The 16468-nt window shown below is 74.5% G+C and carries 16 protein-coding genes; 7 read left to right on the plus strand and 9 right to left on the minus strand.

All coding sequences use genetic code 11. The features are described 5' to 3' along the window. Positions 1-22: 22 nt before the first annotated feature. Genes ACY0MR_RS25120 through ACY0MR_RS25130 form a run of 3 tightly spaced genes read left to right on the plus strand, consistent with a single transcriptional unit; the run spans position 23 to position 3032 of the window. On the plus strand, positions 23-715 hold the full coding sequence (locus ACY0MR_RS25120; protein ID WP_388799185.1) for a response regulator: 693 nt from the start codon (positions 23-25) through the stop codon (positions 713-715). Then, positions 712-2328 (plus strand): ATP-binding protein, encoded by a 1617-nt coding sequence (locus ACY0MR_RS25125; protein ID WP_403313189.1) that lies wholly within the window; start codon positions 712-714, stop codon positions 2326-2328. Before ACY0MR_RS25120 ends, ACY0MR_RS25125 begins: the two co-directional genes overlap by 4 nt. Next, positions 2325-3032 (plus strand): hypothetical protein, encoded by a 708-nt coding sequence (locus ACY0MR_RS25130; protein ID WP_404080396.1) that lies wholly within the window; start codon positions 2325-2327, stop codon positions 3030-3032. Before ACY0MR_RS25125 ends, ACY0MR_RS25130 begins: the two co-directional genes overlap by 4 nt. Before the next feature lie 93 nt (positions 3033-3125). On the opposite strand, the gene ACY0MR_RS25135 is transcribed toward ACY0MR_RS25130, so the two are convergent. Further along, positions 3126-3956 carry a serine hydrolase domain-containing protein gene (locus ACY0MR_RS25135; RefSeq protein ID WP_388799194.1) on the minus strand — a complete coding sequence of 277 codons (831 nt, stop codon included), beginning with the start codon at positions 3954-3956 and terminating at the stop codon, positions 3126-3128. 51 nt (positions 3957-4007) lie between these two features. Here ACY0MR_RS25135 and ACY0MR_RS25140 point away from each other — a divergent pair, with 51 nt between their 5' ends. After that, positions 4008-4418, plus strand: coding sequence for a MerR family transcriptional regulator (locus ACY0MR_RS25140; protein WP_361862327.1), 411 nt, complete (start codon positions 4008-4010; stop codon positions 4416-4418). Next, on the plus strand, positions 4415-5440 hold the full coding sequence (locus tag ACY0MR_RS25145; protein WP_473555485.1) for an aldo/keto reductase: 1026 nt from the start codon (positions 4415-4417) through the stop codon (positions 5438-5440). The genes ACY0MR_RS25140 and ACY0MR_RS25145 overlap by 4 nt, the downstream gene beginning before the upstream one ends. Positions 5441-5466: 26 nt before the next feature. Here ACY0MR_RS25145 and ACY0MR_RS25150 read toward each other — a convergent pair whose 3' ends face one another. The 7 genes from ACY0MR_RS25150 to ACY0MR_RS25180 form a co-directional block, all read right to left on the minus strand. Further along, positions 5467-6684 carry an acyltransferase family protein gene (locus ACY0MR_RS25150; RefSeq protein ID WP_473555487.1) on the minus strand — a complete coding sequence of 406 codons (1218 nt, stop codon included), beginning with the start codon at positions 6682-6684 and terminating at the stop codon, positions 5467-5469. Next, positions 6681-7730 (minus strand): alpha/beta hydrolase, encoded by a 1050-nt coding sequence (locus ACY0MR_RS25155; RefSeq protein ID WP_473555490.1) that lies wholly within the window; start codon positions 7728-7730, stop codon positions 6681-6683. The genes ACY0MR_RS25150 and ACY0MR_RS25155 overlap by 4 nt, the downstream gene beginning before the upstream one ends. Before the next feature lie 373 nt (positions 7731-8103). Beyond that, positions 8104-8787, minus strand: a complete 684-nt coding sequence (locus ACY0MR_RS25160; RefSeq protein WP_388799208.1) for a response regulator — start codon at positions 8785-8787, stop codon at positions 8104-8106. Further along, a complete protein-coding gene (locus ACY0MR_RS25165; protein WP_473555492.1) occupies positions 8784-10187 on the minus strand; it encodes a sensor histidine kinase in 1404 nt (467 codons plus the stop codon). Before ACY0MR_RS25165 ends, ACY0MR_RS25160 begins: the two co-directional genes overlap by 4 nt. 253 nt (positions 10188-10440) lie before the next feature. Continuing rightward, positions 10441-11322 (minus strand): DUF4429 domain-containing protein, encoded by an 882-nt coding sequence (locus ACY0MR_RS25170; protein ID WP_361854443.1) that lies wholly within the window; start codon positions 11320-11322, stop codon positions 10441-10443. A 74-nt stretch (positions 11323-11396) separates the two neighbouring features. Further along, a complete protein-coding gene (locus ACY0MR_RS25175; RefSeq protein ID WP_388799214.1) occupies positions 11397-12611 on the minus strand; it encodes an alpha/beta hydrolase in 1215 nt (404 codons plus the stop codon). A gap of 48 nt (positions 12612-12659) precedes the next feature. Beyond that, a complete protein-coding gene (locus ACY0MR_RS25180) occupies positions 12660-13328 on the minus strand; it encodes a TetR/AcrR family transcriptional regulator (RefSeq protein ID WP_451061753.1) in 669 nt (222 codons plus the stop codon). Positions 13329-13422: 94 nt separating this feature from the next. Between ACY0MR_RS25180 and ACY0MR_RS25185 the strand changes: the two genes are divergently transcribed. Together ACY0MR_RS25185 and ACY0MR_RS25190 are read left to right on the plus strand one after the other, a co-directional pair. Beyond that, complete coding sequence (locus ACY0MR_RS25185) at positions 13423-15045, plus strand: MFS transporter (protein WP_392204031.1); 1623 nt, start codon at positions 13423-13425, stop codon at positions 15043-15045. A 162-nt stretch (positions 15046-15207) separates the two neighbouring features. After that, entirely contained in the window at positions 15208-15636 is a 429-nt protein-coding gene (locus ACY0MR_RS25190) for a peptidase inhibitor family I36 protein (RefSeq protein WP_473555496.1), read from the plus strand. Here the strand turns inward: ACY0MR_RS25190 and ACY0MR_RS25195 are convergent. Beyond that, on the minus strand, positions 15617-16453 hold the full coding sequence (locus ACY0MR_RS25195; RefSeq protein ID WP_388799223.1) for a potassium channel family protein: 837 nt from the start codon (positions 16451-16453) through the stop codon (positions 15617-15619). The two genes, ACY0MR_RS25190 and ACY0MR_RS25195, sit on opposite strands and share 20 nt — an antisense overlap. Positions 16454-16468 lie beyond the last annotated feature (15 nt).

Genomic DNA, 16468 nt, shown 5'->3' on the forward strand with positions numbered 1-16468 from the left:
TTCGACCTTGGATACTTCACAGATGCCCCGCGTGCTCCTGATAGAAGACGACCCCTCCGTCCGCGAAGGCGTCGAGCTCGGACTCCGGCGCCGCGGGCACGAGGTGCGCACCGCCGCCACCGGGGAGGCCGGACTCGACGCGCTCGCGGAGTTCCGGCCGGACCTCCTGCTGCTCGACCTGATGCTGCCCGGCATCAACGGTGTCCAGGTGTGCCGCCGGGTCCGCGAGAACAGCCAGCTGCCGATCATCATGCTGACGGCCCGCGGCGACGACTTCGACGTCGTCATCGGCCTGGAGGCCGGCGCCGACGACTACATCGTCAAGCCCGCCCGCACCGAGGTCATCGAGGCCCGCATCCGGGCCGTGCTGCGGCGCATCGAGGAGCCGGCCGGCGGCCGGGCCGCCGTCGAGTTCCACGGGGAGCTGGCCGTCGACCGGGCCGGCCTCACCGTCGCCAAGGCCGGCGAGCGGATCGCCCTCGCCCCCTCCGAGCTGAAGCTGCTGCTCCACCTCACGGCCGCACCGGAGCAGGTGTTCAGCCGGCAGCAGCTCCTCGAACACGTCTGGGAACACAGCTACCACGGCGACGCCCGGCTGGTCGACGCCTGCGTCCGGCGGCTGCGGAACAAGATCGAGGACACCCCGGGCGACCCCCGCTACATCCAGACCCTGCGCGGCTTCGGCTACCGCTTCGGCCCGCTGGGCCCGCAGTGAAGGCCTGCGTCGCCCCGGACGAGGACACCGGCCGGGCGGACGGGCCCGGCGGGCACTCCGGCCACGGACGCGGCCACCACGGCGGGACGGCCGGCCACGACGGCGGGGCGGCCGACCGCGGGGCGGCCGGACGTGGGCGCCGCGGGCGCGCCGCCCGGCGCGAGGGCCGGAGCCCGCGGCTGCGCCCGCACCCCTTCGGGCTGCGCACCCGGCTCGTCCTCGCCTTCCTGCTCGTCGCCGCCGTCGGCTGCGGCACCACCGCGGCGCTCACCTACCGGGCCGCCCGCAACGCGATCCTGGAGCAGACCCAGGACACCGCCGTCTCCGCCTTCCGCGAGCAGGTCGCCGCCCTCGGCGTCACCCTGCCCGTCGAACCGGACATGCTGCGGGACACGCTCATGCTGGTCGCCCGCCAGGGCAAGCCCCGCGCCTGGCGCGTCTACGCCGAGTACGGCACCCTCCGCGTCTCCTCCACCGACCGGCCCACCTCCTCCGTCATCACGCCGGAGCTGCGGGCCCGAGCCGCCGACGACCAGGCCGTCCCGCACGGCAGCTTCCAGCGGGTGGTCAGGAACGGCACCCCGTACCTCACCATCGCCGTCCCCGCCGTCTTCCTGGCCCACTCGCCCGAGGGCCCGCCGCAGCGCACCGGCCTCGTGTTCTACGCCGTCATGGAACTCGACGAGGAGGAGGCCAACATCGAGGCGATGGTCACGGCCGCCCGGGACGGCGCCCTGCCCGCCCTCGCCGTGGCCCTGATCCCCGCCCTGATCGCCGCGCGCGGCGTGCTCCGGCCGGTCCGCGAGCTCCGCCACGCGGCCCGCAGCATGGGACGCGGCCGGCTCGACACCCGGATCCACGCCACGGGCAGCGACGAACTCGCCGACCTCGCCCGGACGTTCAACGAGTCCGCCGCCGAGCTGGAACGTTCCGTCGCGGAGCTCCGCGACGCCGAGGCCCGGGCCCGCCGCTTCGCCTCCGACGTCTCCCACGAACTCCGCACCCCGCTCGCCGGGATGCTCGCCGTCACCGAGGTCCTCGACGAGGACGCCGGAACCCTCGACAGCGACACGGCCCGCGCGGTCCGCCTCATCAGCGCCGAAACCGGGAAGCTCGCCGTACTCGTCGAGGACCTCATGGAGATCTCCCGCTTCGACGCCCGCGCCGCGGAGCTGCACACCGACGAGGTCGACGCCGCCGACTGCGTCCGCAAGACCCTCCAGCACCGGCACTGGACCGATCCGGCCCAGGTCGTCCCGTACCTCGGGGAGGGGATCCGGGCCCGGCTCGACCCGCGCCGCTTCGACGTCGTCGTCGCCAACCTCGTCGGCAACGCCCTCCGGCACGGCGCGGCGCCGGTCACGGTCCGGCTGTGGGCGGAGGAGGAGCAGCTGGTGGCGGAGGTCGCCGACCGGGGTCCCGGCATCCACCCCGACGTCCTGCCGCACGTCTTCGACCGCTTCTACAAGGCGGACCAGGCCAGGACCCGCTCGGCGGGCAGCGGCCTCGGCCTCGCGATCACCCTGGAGAACGTACGGCTCCACGGAGGCACGGTCACCGCCGCCAACTCCCCGGAGGGCGGAGCGGTCTTCACGGTGCGGATGCCGCTGTGACCGGCGCGGACGCCACGGTGACCGGCACGGGGACCGCGCGCGCCCGCCGCCGCCGGCCGGCACGGGGCGACGGGCGCCGCCGCGGCGCGTCCGCCGCCCTGCTCGCCCTGCTGGTGCCGACCGCCGTGGCCGGCTGCGGCATACAGAAGACCGACGTCGTCGAGGCGGGCGGGGCGGCCACGGTCAAGGCCCAGCCGCCGCCGAACGAGCGGATCGTGCTGTACTTCGTCGGCCCCGACGGCCGCTCGATGCCGGTCGCCCGCGGTCTCGGCGTCCCCGGTCCGGCCGACGGCTCCCCGTGGGAGGGCTCGGGGACGGGCTCCCCGACCGACCTGTTCGGCCCGGACTACGAGATCTCCCGCGACGAGCTGCGCCGCGGCGGGGCCGCCACCGACAAGATCCTCGCCATGCTCGTGGCCGGGCCGCGGGCGAACGAGGCCGCGGCCGGCATCACCACCGCCCTGCCGACGGCGGACGCGGGGAGCCCGACCGTGCTGCAGGACTCGACCGGGGACCCCGCGACGGGCACCAGGACGCGCCGGCTGGTCTGGGTCCGCACGCCGTTCCCCGTCAAGAAGCTGTCCGAGGCGGGCGTCCACCAGCTGGTGTGCACCACCGCCTACGCCGAGGACGCGGCCGGCCTGGTCGACGTGTCGCTCAGCGGCCCGGACGGGATCCTGCCCACCGCACGCTGCGACGGATAACCGGAGACGCCCCCGTGCCGTCCCCGCGCCCGCGCACCGGTGCCCGGACGGCGGACGGCGGGGAGGAGCGGACGGCCCTGCCGGGCCGTGGTCTCAGGCCGCCCGCAGATCGGCCAGGACCGCGTCCGTGAACGGCGGCCACGCCTCGACCGCCCACGCCCCGAAGGGCCGGTCGGTCAGCGCCACGCACGCCGCGCGCGCGTCCGGGTCCACCCACAGGAAGGTGCCGGACTGCCCGAAGTGCCCGAAGGTGCGGGGCGAGGACCCGGCGCCCGTCCAGTGCGGCGACTTGCCGTCGCGGATCTCGAAGCCGAGGCCCCAGTCGTTGGGCCGCTGGTGTCCGTACCCGGGCAGGATGCCGGTCAGGCCGGGGTACGCGACGCTCATCGCCTCCAGGACGGTCCGCGGGTCGAGCAGCCGCGGAGCCTGCAGCTCGGCGGCGAACCGCACCAGGTCGTCGACGGTCGAGACGGCGTCCTTGGCGGGCGAGCCGTCCAGCGTCGTCGACGCCATGCCCAGCGGCTCCAGGACGGCCTGCTGCAGGTACTCGGCGAACGGGATGTCGGTCGCCTTGGCCAGGTGGTCGCCGAGGGCCTCGAAACCGGTGTTGGAGTAGATCCGGCGGGTGCCCGGCGCGGCCATGACCCGGTTCTCGTCGAACGCGAGCCCCGAGGTGTGGGCGAGGAGGTGGCGCACGGTCGCGCCCTCGGGCCCGGCCGGCTCGTCGAGGTCGACCGCCCCCTCCTCGTACGCGACGAGGACGGCGTACGCCGCGAGCGGCTTGGTCACGGAGGCGAGCGGGAAGCGCTGCCCGGTGGGCCCGTACGACCCGGCCAGGGTGCCGTCCGCGCGGACCACGGCGGCCGCCGCGGTGGGGACGGGCCAGTTCTCGATCGACGCCAGACTCGGCACGCTGCTCTGCATGGGGCCGAGCCTACTTGCTTGGAGTGCACTCCAACGTTTTAGCGTGGAGGCATGAGCGCGATGGCGAGCACGAGCCCGAGCCGACCCCGGACCCACCACACCATCAGCGAGGTCTCCGCGCTGACCGGCCTGTCGGCGCACACCCTGCGCTGGTACGAGCGGATCGGCCTCATGCCGCACGTCGACCGCTCCCACACCGGCCAGCGCCGCTTCACGGAGCAGGACCTGAACTGGCTCGCGTTCGTCGGCAAGCTGCGGCTCACGGGGATGCCGGTCGCGGACATGGTCCGGTACGCGGAGCTGGTGCGGGAGGGCGACCACACCCGGGACGCCCGGCGGGAGCTCCTGGAGGCCACCAGGAGGGACGTGCTCGCCCGGATCACCGAGCTCCAGGACACGCTCGCCGTGCTCGACATCAAGATCGGCCACTACGGCACCGCATGCGGAGGAACACCTTCATGACCAGCGTGAGCAGGATCGACACCGTACGCCTCGGCGGCCAGGACGGCCCCGAGATCGGCGTCCAGGGCTTCGGAGCCATGGGCATCAGCGAGTTCTACGGCGACACCGACGAGGCGGCCGCCCGCGACACCCTCGACGCGGCCCTGGAGGCGGGCGTCACCCTGATCGACACCGCCGACATCTACGGCAGCGGCGCCAACGAGGAGTTCCTCGCCCCCTTCCTCGCCGCCCACCGCGACGAGGTCACCCTCGCCACCAAGTTCGCCGTGGAGCGCCGCGCCGACGACCCGACCTACCGGGCCGTCCGCAACGACCCGGCCTACATCAGGAAGGCCGTCGAGGACAGCCTGCGCCGGCTCGGCATCGAGACCATCGACCTCTACTACATGCACCGCCGCGACCCGGAGGTCCCCCTCGCCGAGTCCGTCGGCGCCATGGCCGAACTCGTCCGGCAGGGCAAGGTCCGCCACCTGGGCCTCAGCGAGGTCACCGGGCCCGAACTCCGCGAGGCGTACGCCGTCCACCCGATCGCCGCCCTCCAGTCGGAGTGGTCGCTCTTCTCCCGGGACGTGGAGCGCAGCGCCGTCGGCGCGGCCGCCGAACTCGGCGTCACCTTCGTGCCCTACTCGCCGCTCGGCCGAGGCTTCCTCACCGGAGCCTTCGCCGACGCCGCCAAGGACCTGTCGGGCGGCGACTTCCGCCAGTACCAGCCCCGGTTCACCGGCGAGAACGCGGAGCGCAACGCCGCCCTCCTCGACCCCGTCCGCAAGATCGCCGCCGCGCACGGCGCGACCCCGGCGCAGATCGCCCTCGCCTGGGTGCAGCAGCGGGCCGCCGTCCACGGCCTCACGGTCGTCCCCATCCCCGGCACCCGCAAGCGCTCCCGCCTCCAGGAGAACGCCGCCGCCACCCGCATCCTCCTCACCGCCGACGAGCTCGCGGCGCTGGAGCCCATCGCCGGCCTGGTGACGGGCGACCGCTACCCGGACATGAGCTCGACGTCCGCGGCACGCGAGGTCTGATCCCGCGCCCCCGGCCCCCGGGCGCCTCACGCCAGCCCCAGGGCGAAGACCGCGAACCCCGCGGCCAGCAGCCCCGCCAGGGTGCGGCGCCCCGGCCCGGTCTTCGCCCACGGCGACTCGAACCCGCGCGCGTACCGCCCGATCAGGACGAGCAGTCCGGCGAAGACCGGCATCCACGCCAGCCGCGCCAGGATCCAGCCCACCGAGTCCGGCGCGCCGACCAGCCCCGGCACCTCGCCGAGGTACGCGGCGGGGACCGCCGCGGCGAGCATCGCCGTCTGGTGCCAGCACAGGATCGTCATGGCCGACAGGTTCACGACCACGACCGGCGCCCAGAGCGCGGGCCGCCTCAGGAGCCGCCCGAGCCGGTCCCTGAGCAGGATCGCGGCGCCGCTCTGCGCGGCCGCGAGGGCGAGGACCAGCAGCGACGGCGGATGGGAGTTGGTGCGGGCCTCGCCGGGGACGCCGACCATCGACGCCGGGTAGCCGAAGACGAGCAGCAGGACGGCGAAGAGCACGGCCCCGCCGGCCAGCAGCGCCCGCGCGTGCCGCCGGGTGACCCGGCCCTCGCCCCAGGAGACGCCGAGCTGGTACGCGAAGAGCCAGCCGGGCAGGATGTTGAGGAGGCTCAGCCAGGACGGCACGGCGTCCGCGTACGGGCCGTAGCGCAGGAAGTCGACGAGGGCCACCGAGCCGAGCAGCGGCGCCGCGGCCCACACCCCGAGGCGGCGGGACGCCCGCACGCACAGCGGGGTGAGCGCGGTGACCACCGTGTACACCCCCACGAACCACAGGGGCTGGATCACCAGCGTGGACGCGGTCCGCAGGGTGTCCACGGGCACGTCGAACCCGAAGCGGAGCAGGGGCAGCAGTCCCGCCCAGACGGCGGTGACGCCGAGCACGGGGCGGCCGAGCCGCGCGAGTCTGCCCCCGAGCCACGCGCGCGTGGAGCCCTTTCTGCGCCGGTAGGAGAGGACGGAGGCGTAGCCGCCGACCAGGAAGAAGATCCCCAGCATCTGGAGGACCCAGCTGACCGGCGCGAGCCCCGCGAAGCCGCTCAGCGGACTCGCGTTGTGGATCGCCCCGTCGGCGGAGCGCGTGAAGCCGCCGAGCAGCCAGTGCCCGGTGGGCACGGCGAGCAGGGCCAGGGCGCGCAGCCCGTCGACGGCCCGGTCGCGGTGGGCGGGGGTGCCCGCCTCGATCGTCCGGGCGGTGCGGCGGGCCAGGGTGGCGAGGCCGCTCATCGGACCTCTCCCTCGGTACGGGCGCCGGCGGCGGCGCGGACGGTGGCGGGACGGGGCTCGCCGGCCGTGCGGACGGAGCCGTCGGCGATCGCGGCGAAGGCGCGGAGGGAGGAGGTGCCCGGCGCGAGGTAGCCGCCGTGGCCGGCCGCGTCGTCGGCCGCGATCCGCCGCGCCCCGAAGGCCGGGTCGGCGGGGTCGGCTCCGTGGCCGAGGTCGCCGACCCGTACGTTCGGGATCCGGTCGATCCAGTCGGTGGGGTCCTTCGCCGCCCAGACGCGGGCGGAGGTGCCGAGGTCGGCCACGTTCGCGGCGCGCATCCCGGGGGAGCCGAAGACCACCAGGTCCTTGGCCTTGAGGTCGTGGGCGGCGAGGCCGCAGACCACGGAGCCGTAGCTGTGGCAGAACAGGGAGGGCTCGGCCGCTCCGACGGCCGCGAGACCGTCCACGAAGCGGGTGAGCCGGTCCGCGCCGGCCTCGGCGAGCCGGCCGGTGGCCGCGTCCACGCCGACGCCGACCGGAGTGGTGTACCCGGCCCAGGCGACGACCGCCGTGTCGGGGCCCGCGGCCTTCCGCAGGGCGGCGGCCATGTCGGTGAGCGACCGCACATGGTCCGCGGCGACGTCCGATCCGGGCACGATCACCGCGACGTGCGCGGCCCGCGCCAGGTCGCCGTACGCCAGGACCACCTGCCCGCGGCCGCGGGAGTCGTGGGCGAGGACCCGCGCGTCGCCGAACGCCCCGCGCGTGGTGCGGGCGTTGGCCTCGTACCGCAGCTCCGGCGGCGCCCCGTCGAGGTTTCCGACGACCGTCGGGTGCGTCCTGGCCAGTTCCCGCTGCCGTACGGGGCTCAGGCCGGCGAAGAACCGCGCCACTCCGGCCGGGTCCGTCCGCTCCGGGTCCGGCAGCCCCGCGGCCCGCCACTCCGCCGTCCCGACCGGCGCCCCGGTGACCGCCTCCTGGCTGTCCCCGGACGCCCAGCCGGCCGTCCCGCCGATCACCGCGGTGACCACGGCCGCGGTGATCAGGGTCCTCGAAATACGGCGCATGGGGCCGCCCTCCCTCTCCGGTACTCGCTCGTTCGCTGGCGAGAGGAAGGTAGGAAGACGGCGGGTGACGGCACGTCACACCGAGGAGCCAACTCCCGCCTGATACCCGGGTAGGGGGTGGTGGAGCGGACAACACCAGGCGGGGGGTGGGGTTTTCCCCCGGGAGGCCGTGGGTCGGGAGGCCGGGGGCCGGGAGGCCGTGGGTCGGTTCCGGGAGGTCGGGAGGCCGGGTGCGGGAGGCCGGGGGCCCGGTCCCGTTCCGGGGATTCGGGCCGCGGGGCCCGGGCCGGGGGGCGGGCGGCGGGGCCGGTTCCGGGGCGTCACGCGGTGGGGCCCCGGCGGGCCGTGCCCGTGGCGCCGCGCCGCGAGCGGGTCAGGACGCCGTGCCCGGGGTCACCAGCCCCGACTCGTAGGCGAAGACCACCGCCTGCGCCCGGTCGCGCAGGTCCAGCTTGGCCAGCACCCGGCCGATGTGGGTCTTCACCGTCTGCTCGGCGAGCACGAGGTGGTCCGCGATCTCCTGGTTGGACAGGCCGCGCGCGATGAGCTCCAGGACCTCGGTCTCGCGCGGGGTCAGCCCGTTCAGGCGCAGCGCCGTGGTGTCCCGGCGGGGAGCGGGCCGGGAGGCCGCGAAGTCGGCGATGAGCCGGCGCGTCACGGACGGGGCGAGCAGGGCCTCGCCCGCGGCCACGATCCGTACCGCCGCGATCAGGTCCGCCGGGGGCGCGTCCTTGAGGAGGAAGCCGGAGGCGCCGGCGCGCAGCGCCTCGTAGACGTAGTCGTCCACGTCGAAGGTGGTCAGCATGAGGACCTTCGGCCGGTGCACGACCCCGGCCGGCGGGTGGAGGATCTCCCGGGCCGCGGCCAGCCCGTCCAGCTCCGGCATCCGCACGTCCATGAGGACCACGTCCGGGTGCGTCGAGCGGGCCACGTCGACGCCCTGCCGCCCGTCCGGGGCCTCGCCCACGACGTCGATGTCGGGCTGCGCGGCGAGCAGTGCGGCGAAACCGGCCCGCACCATGGCCTGGTCGTCGACGATGATCACGCGGATGGTCACTCGGGGTCCTCGGCGGTCGGGGGCGAAGCAGGGGGCGGGGTCGGACGCGGGGCCGGTGCCGGGTCGCGGGGCTTCGCCGCGGCGGGCACCGGGTCCGGGGTCAGCGGCAGCCGCGCGGCGACCCGGAAGCCGCCGTCCGGCAGCGGCCCGGTGTCCAGCGAGCCGCCCGTCAACCGTACGCGCTCCCGCATGCCGACCAGCCCGTGCCCGGTGCCGGCCGCACCGCGTTCCACCGCGGAACCCGGCTCGGTCGGGGGCCCGTTGACGACCAGGACCGTCAGCCAGCCGCCGTCCGCCCGGACGGACACCCGGGTCGACGCGCCCGGGGCGTGCCGGACGACGTTCGCCAGGGCCTCCTGCACGATCCGGTAGGCCGACAGGTCCACCGCCTGCGGTACGTCCCCGAGGTCGGCGGCGAGCCGCAGTTCGGCCGGCACCCCGGCCCGTACGGTCGCCTCGACGAGCTGCTGGACCCGGTCGAGGCCCGGCTGCGGGGCGCGCTCGCCCTCGCCGCCGTCGCTGCGCAGCACCGACAGCAGCCGTCGCATCTCGGCCAGCGACTCGCGCGCGCTCGACGCGATCGAGGTGAACTCCTCGCGCGCCGCGTCCGGGAGGCCGGGGATGCGGTACGGGGCCGAGTCGGCCTGCACGGTGATCACCGACATGTGGTGGGCGACCACGTCGTGCAGCTCGCGCGCGATCCGGGCGCGCTCCTCCAGGAGCGTGCGGCGGGCCCGCTCGGCCTCGCTGATGGTCTCCTGCTCGACGAGCCGCCGCTGGGCGTCGCCCCGCGCGCGTACCGCCGAGGTGAGGAGGAGCAGCACCCCGCTGAGCACGACGAGCAGGGTGTGCACGCTGGTGTACTCGGAGGGCCGGAAGGCCTCCAGGACGTAGCCGGCCGCCCCGGTCGCCAGCCACACCCCGAACAGGGCCCGGCGGGACTCGCGCAGGCCGAGCGCGACCATCAGCGCGCAGTAGCCGACGACGACCGGCGGGGTCCAGGGCCAGAGTTCGGCGCGCGGACCGTCGGCGACGAGGAGCACGAGCGCGCCGAGCACGTCGGCGGTGAAGATGATCCACCAGGCCTGGAGCGGGCGGGAGACGGCGAGCAGCAGGGGCGCGGTCTGGGCGGTGCCGACGGCTCCGGCGAGTGCCCCGTGGACGCCGTAGTCCTCGGCGAGGAGGTGGACGGTGGTGGGGAGCAGGGAGGCGACGAACGCGACGGCGACGGCGTACGGCAGCAGCCGCACCCAGCGCGAGGAGGCGTCGGCGAGGAGCGGCGCTCCCGGTGCCGTGGGCGTGGTGAGCGCGGTCCCGAGCCCCCGGAACGTCTCGCGCGTCCGGGTGCTGAGCCGCCGCAGGGCGGGGGTGGGCGGCTCGTGCCGCGGTTCGGTAGCCATGACCCGCTCAGGGTAGGCAGCGGGCCGGGCCCCCGACGTCATACCGGGGACCGGGCTCCGGCCTGATACCCGGGTATGACACCGGGCCCCGGCGCCGGCCCCGCCCCGACGGCCGAGGGCTCCGGACGCGCTTCCGACGCGCTCGGGCCGGGGTTCCGGGCGCGCTTCGGTCAGCGCCCCCGACACGGCTCGGGCCGGGAGTCCGGACGCGGACAGGAACGTGCCCGCGTCCGCGTCCGAACCCCCGGCCCGGCTACAGCTCCGCCAGGAGTTCCGCCTTCTTCGCGGAGAACTCCTCGTCCGTCACCAGTCCCGCCTCGTGCAGTTCACCCAGGTGCCGAATCCTTTCGGCGACCGCCCCGGGAGCGGCGGCCGTGCGGGCCGGTACGCGGTCCGCGGTCCTGATCGCCGCGAGGACCGCCGCGGCGAAGGGGAGCGACAGGTGCACCGGCCCGTAGCCGAGGCCGAACACGACGGACGCCGGATCGTGGTCGGGCTGGGAAGCGCGGGGCTCGCCGCCCCGCGGCACCAGCCGCAGGTGCCCGTCCAGGACGTCCGGCGAGCGCCACTCGACCCCGCAGAGGTCCCGTACGTGGAAGAACTGGTCACCGGCCTTCCACTTCTCGGAGGAGGCCCCCGTCCACGACCAGCGGAACGAGACCTCCGACTGCCCGTCGAAGCTCGCCTTGCCGTCGTACGCCTTGAAGGACTGCGGACCCTGCGGCGGTGCCACGAGGAAGCGGTCAGCGGGCTCCGCGCCGAGCCCGTCCGAGGGGTCGCCGGAGTAGGCACCCGTCCCCGTCCCCAGGACGGCCCGCAGCTCGTCCCGGTAGTACTCGGCGAGCGTCTCCCGGTCCGCCGGCAGCACCAGGCGGTACGGGTCGCAGGCCTCCGGGAGCTGTCCCGCGGCCGCCTCCATCAGCGGATCGGCACCCGGTCTCGGCACGGCGTGCAGCACGACGGTGCCCCGCTTGCCGGGCGAGAGCGTCACGGACGCCAGCGCCTCGTGCGGTACACGTCGTTCGCGCAGCACGCCGAAGAGTCTCGGCGCACGGTTCCCCCGGTCGAAGCGGATGACGAGGGCGTCACTCTCGAACTCCCAGGTGGCATGAATTCCGGCCAGCACATCACCCATACGCCTCATCGTATGCGGCGTGTGCCTGTGCGTCGCCCCCGTGAAAGGTCCCGAAATTACGTGATCTACGCGCGTCAGCGCCCTTCCGTACCGGATATTCCCTCGTGGCAAGCGCTGTCGGCACGTGCGCAGACCAGCTCGCCGTAGGCGCCGACGCCTATCGCGGCGAAGTTGCCGAGGCTCTCGGTGCCCGGCGCGAAATAGCCGCTGTGGCCGACGGCGCCGCGGGCCGAGAGCAGTCGGGCGCCGAACTCCGGGGCCACCGGATCGGCGCCGTGCCCGACCCCGCCGACCTCCAGGTGCGGCACGTCCGCGATCCAGTCGTCGGCGTCCCGCATCGCCCACACGCGCGCGGGGGTCCGGAGATCCGCCGCCCGCTCCACCCGCATCCCGGGACTTCCGGCCACCGCCACGTCGGTCACCCGGGCCGGGAGCCGGGGCGCGGCGACCCCGCAGAGCACGGAGCCGTAGCTGTGGCAGAACAGGGCCACGCGCGCGTGGCCGGGCAGGCCCTCGGCCAGCCGGACCAGCCGCGCGGCGCCGCCCTCGGCGAGGCGGCCGGTCATCGCGTCGACGCCGACCCCGGCGGGCGCGGTGTAGTCGGCCCAGGCGATCACGGCGACCCTCGCGCCGGGGGAGGCCTCCCGCTCGGCGCGGTACAGCGACCGGGCCATGCCGGCGGGAGCCCCGTACCGGCCGTGGGTCTTCTGGAAGGTCAGGAGGTTGGTGTCGACGCCGGGCACGATCACCGAGACGTGCCGCGCCCGCGTCAGATCCCCGAGGACCTCGGCCGTACGGCCCGTACCGGTCGGATCGAAGGCGAGGACCTGCCGGCCGGGCCGCAGCAGCGAGACGAACCGGTCCAGGCGCCGCTGCGCCTCGTGCCGGCCCTCGGCGGAGAGCCGGGCGTCGCGGACCAGGTCCCGCTCGGCGTCGAGCGCGCGCCCCAGGGTGATCCGGTTGGCGCGGTAGCGCAGGGCCACCGGCACGCCGTCGAGATTGCCGACGACGAGCGGGTGCCGCACGGCGAGCGCCGTCGCGCGCGCGGACCCGAGCCGGGCGAAGTACGCGGCGACGACCCCGGCCGAGGCGGTCGGCGCCGGCAGCGGGCGGTGGTCGACACGGTCGCGCGCCCAGGCGGCGAGCGCGGCCTCGCGGGACGGGCCGGGCACCGGGCGGTGCGTGATCGTCGTCCAGCCGGTGGTCGCGAGCATCACGAACACGACGGCGAGCGCCAGCAGGGTGCGCAGGACGACGAGCGAGGGGGAGTCGGCTTCGACGGGTGTCACGGGCGGCCACCCTACGGGGCGCGGGCGGACGATCCGACCGATCGTGACCTACGCCCCGTCGCGCCAGCGGGGTGCGAGAGCCGGACCGAGGTGATCCAGATACCGCTCGGTCAAGGCACGGATGGCCTCCAGGCTCTGATCCGTGCCCCGGCCCCACATCTGCCCTGTCACGCGCATCACACCGCTGAAGGCCGCCACCGCGATCCGCGGGCGCGGGTCCGCGTCGACGTCGAGGCCCTCCCGCTCGGCGATGATCCCGGCGAGGGTCTCCTCCATCTCCATGGAGCGGCGCAGATGGACGGCGAGGAGCGCGGGCGTCGACTCGATCATCTGGAAGGTGCGCAGGTACAGCTCCAGCGGGACGACCGCGGTGATGGCGTCGCCGATGGTGTCCCAGCCGGAGAGCACGGCGTTGCGGAGCGCGTCGAAGGGCCCCTCGCCGGCGGGCCGCCGCCGGAGCGCCTCCACGAAGCGCTCCTCCACCATCTGCTGGACGGCGAAGGCGACCTCCTCCTTGGAGGAGAAGTACCGGAAGAAGGTCCGCTGGGAGACCTCGACGGCGTCGACGATCTCGTCGACGGTCGTCCGCTCGTAGCCGTGCGAGGTGAAGAGTTCGAGGGCCACCTTGACCAGTGCCTCGCGCGTTCGCTGCTTCTTCCGCTCCCGCAGGCCGGGCAAGGTCACGTCAGGGTCCCCTACTTCACGTTTCTCACGCATTTCGTCCTGCTCAGCGTACCTGTGAGCTACGTGACAGTTACCGGCGCGTGAATCGCTTTGTCAATTGTCAGTGACTGTCACTAGCCTCGTTCGCATGACTAGTCAGACCACCGTGGAAAAGGCCCCGCAGGGTCAGGGGGACGCCCGGGAACCCGTACCGGCCCCGGCGAAGGGACTGCGCGGCCATCCGTGGCTGACGCTCTTCGGAGTCGCGGTCGGCGTGATGATGGTCGCGCTCGACGGCACCATCGTCGCCATCGCCAACCCCGCCATCAAGACCGACCTCGGCGCCTCCCTCGCCCAGGTCCAGTGGATCACCAACGGCTACCTGCTCGCGCTCGCCGTCGCGCTGATCACCGCCGGCAAGCTCGGAGACCGCTTCGGGCACCGGCAGACCTTCCTCATCGGCATCGCCGGCTTCGCCCTGGCCTCCGGCGCCATCGGCCTCTCGAACTCCATCGGGGCCGTGATCGCCTTCCGCATCCTCCAGGGCCTCTTCGGAGCCCTGCTGATGCCGGCCGCGCTCGGCCTGCTCCGCGCCACCTTCCCCGCCGAGAAGCTGAACATGGCCATCGGCATCTGGGGCATGGTCATCGGCGCGTCCACCGCGGGCGGCCCGATCGTCGGCGGCCTGCTCGTCGAGCACGTCAGCTGGCAGTCGGTCTTCTTCATCAACGTCCCGGTCGGCGTCGTCGCGCTCGTCCTCGGCCTGGTCATCCTCAAGGACCACCGCGCGGAGAACGCGCCCCGCTCGTTCGACATCCTCGGCATCCTGCTGCTCTCCGGCGCCATGGCCTCCCTCGTCTGGAGCCTCATCAAGGCCGGGGAGTCCTGGGGCTGGTCGAGCGGCAAGACGTGGGGCGGCCTGCTGGGCGCGGTGTTGCTCTTCGCGGTCTTCGCCTTCTGGGAGACCAAGGTCAAGGAGCCGCTCATCCCGCTGGCCATGTTCCGCTCCGTGCCGCTCTCGGCCGGCGTGGTCCTGATGGTCCTCATGGCCTTCGCCTTCATGGGCGGCCTCTTCTTCGTGACCTTCTACCTCCAGGGCGTGAAGGGGCTCAGCCCGGTCGACAGCGGTCTGCACCTGCTCCCGCTGACCGCGATGATGATCGTCTCCTCGCCGCTCGCGGGCGCGCTGATCACCCGGTTCGGCCCGCGGGTCCCGCTGGTCGGCGGCATGGTCTGCACGGCCGTCGCGATGTTCGGCATGATCACGCTCTCGTCGGGCACCGGCACCCTCGTCATGTCGCTCTGGTTCGCCCTGCTCGGCCTCGGCCTGGCGCCGGTCATGGTCGGCGCCACCGAGGTCATCGTCGGCAACGCGCCGCTGGAGCTCTCCGGCGTGGCCGGCGGACTCCAGCAGGCCGCGATGCAGGTCGGCGGCGCGCTCGGCACGGCCGTGCTCGGTGCCGTCATGTCCTCCAAGGTCGCCGCCACCTTCGAGTCCAACTGGGTCGCCGCCGGCATCCCGGCCCCGGCCGATCCGCAGCTGGAGCAGGCCGCCGAGTTCGGCATGGCCCCGGCGGAGCTGGCCCAGGCGCCGGGGATGACCCCCGACGTCTTCCAGCAGATCACCGGCGTCATCCACGACACCTTCCTCGACGGCATGGGCCTGGCCTTCACCGTCGCCGGTGTCGTCGCCGTCGTCGCGGCCCTGGTCGCCACGCTCACCAAGCGCGGCGAGAACGCCGAGGCCGGCGGCATGGGCGGCCACATCTGACGTCCGGTCCGGCGTCCCGCGGGTGTCCGCGGGACGCCGGACCTCGGGCCTTCTCGGGGGCCGTCACCCGTTCGCGTGAACGGGGGCGGCCCCTCTTCCGTCCCGGGACGACCTCCGCCATGCTTTTGGTTACGGAGAGTCACCAAACGGGGGTTCATCAGCATGTACACGTATACGAAGTCGGCGACGGCGAGGTCGGCGACGGGGAGGCCGGCGACGCAATCGGTCACGAAGAGCGCCCTGCTCGTCGCGGCCGTCCTGGCCGCCTGCCTCGCGGCCCCCGCGGCGGCCGCGCCGGCCGGGACCGTGCTCGGGGCCTGCGGTCCGGGGCGGCTCTGCCTCTGGCCCAAGCCCGACTTCAAGGGCAGGGTGCAGACCCACGAACTCGCCACGACCGACATCGACAGCTGTGTCGCGCTGCCGCCGGGAGCCTCGGCCCAGTCCCTCGCCAACCGCACGGGACGGCCCGTCACCACGTACCAGTCCGCCGAGTGCGCGGAGACGGGGGAGTTCGAGACCTACCCGGGGCGCGGGACATGGGTGCCGCAGACGCCCTACGAGGTCAGAGCGTTCAAGCTCTGGGAGCGGTAGGAGCGGGAGGAGTCGCTGATACGGGAGGGGCGGCGGGGTCGCGGGGGTCGCGGGGGACATGGGGCGCCGGGACCGCCGGCAGGGTGGGGCCGTCCGCGGCGGCGCCCGCCGGGGCAGACAGCCGGGCGACCTCCGCGCGCAGTTCGCGGACCTCCCGCGTCAGCGCTTCCAGCAGCTCGGTCTGACGGCGCTCCACCGCGTCGTCGCGGTCGAAGCGGGAGATGAACCAGGCCGCGATGTTCGCCGTGACGACACCGAGCAGGGCGATGCCCGAGAGCATCAGGCCCACCGCGAGGATCCGGCCGAGCCCCGTGGTGGGGGCGTGGTCGCCGTAGCCGACCGTGGTCATCGTCGTGAACGACCACCAGACCGCGTCCCCGAGCGTCTTGATGTTGCCCTCGGGAGCGTCCCGCTCGACGTGGAGCACGGCCAGCGAGCCGAACATCATCAGCCCGACCACCGCTCCGGCCACATAGGTGGTCAGCGTGATCTGCGGGGCCATCCGGGCCCGCCGGCCGACGAGGAGGAGCGTGGAGACGACCCGCAGCAGCCGCAGCGGCTGCACCAGCGGCAACAGGACCGAGAGCAGATCGAGGGGGTGGGAGCGGACGAAGGCCCAGCGGGCCGGGGCGAGTGCCAGCCGCACCAGGTAGTCGAGGGCGAAGGCCGCCCACACCGCCCACTCGACCCGGTTGCACAGCCGGTGCACCCAGGGCGCGGCGTCGGGAGCCACGATCGGCACGGCGTACGCGACGCCGAAGGCCACGGCCAGCACCAGCAGCGGCATCTGTGTACGGGCTTCCCAGCGATCCTTCATGCGGGGAATCGTAGA

Source organism: Streptomyces sp. JN8, from assembly GCF_055808075.1.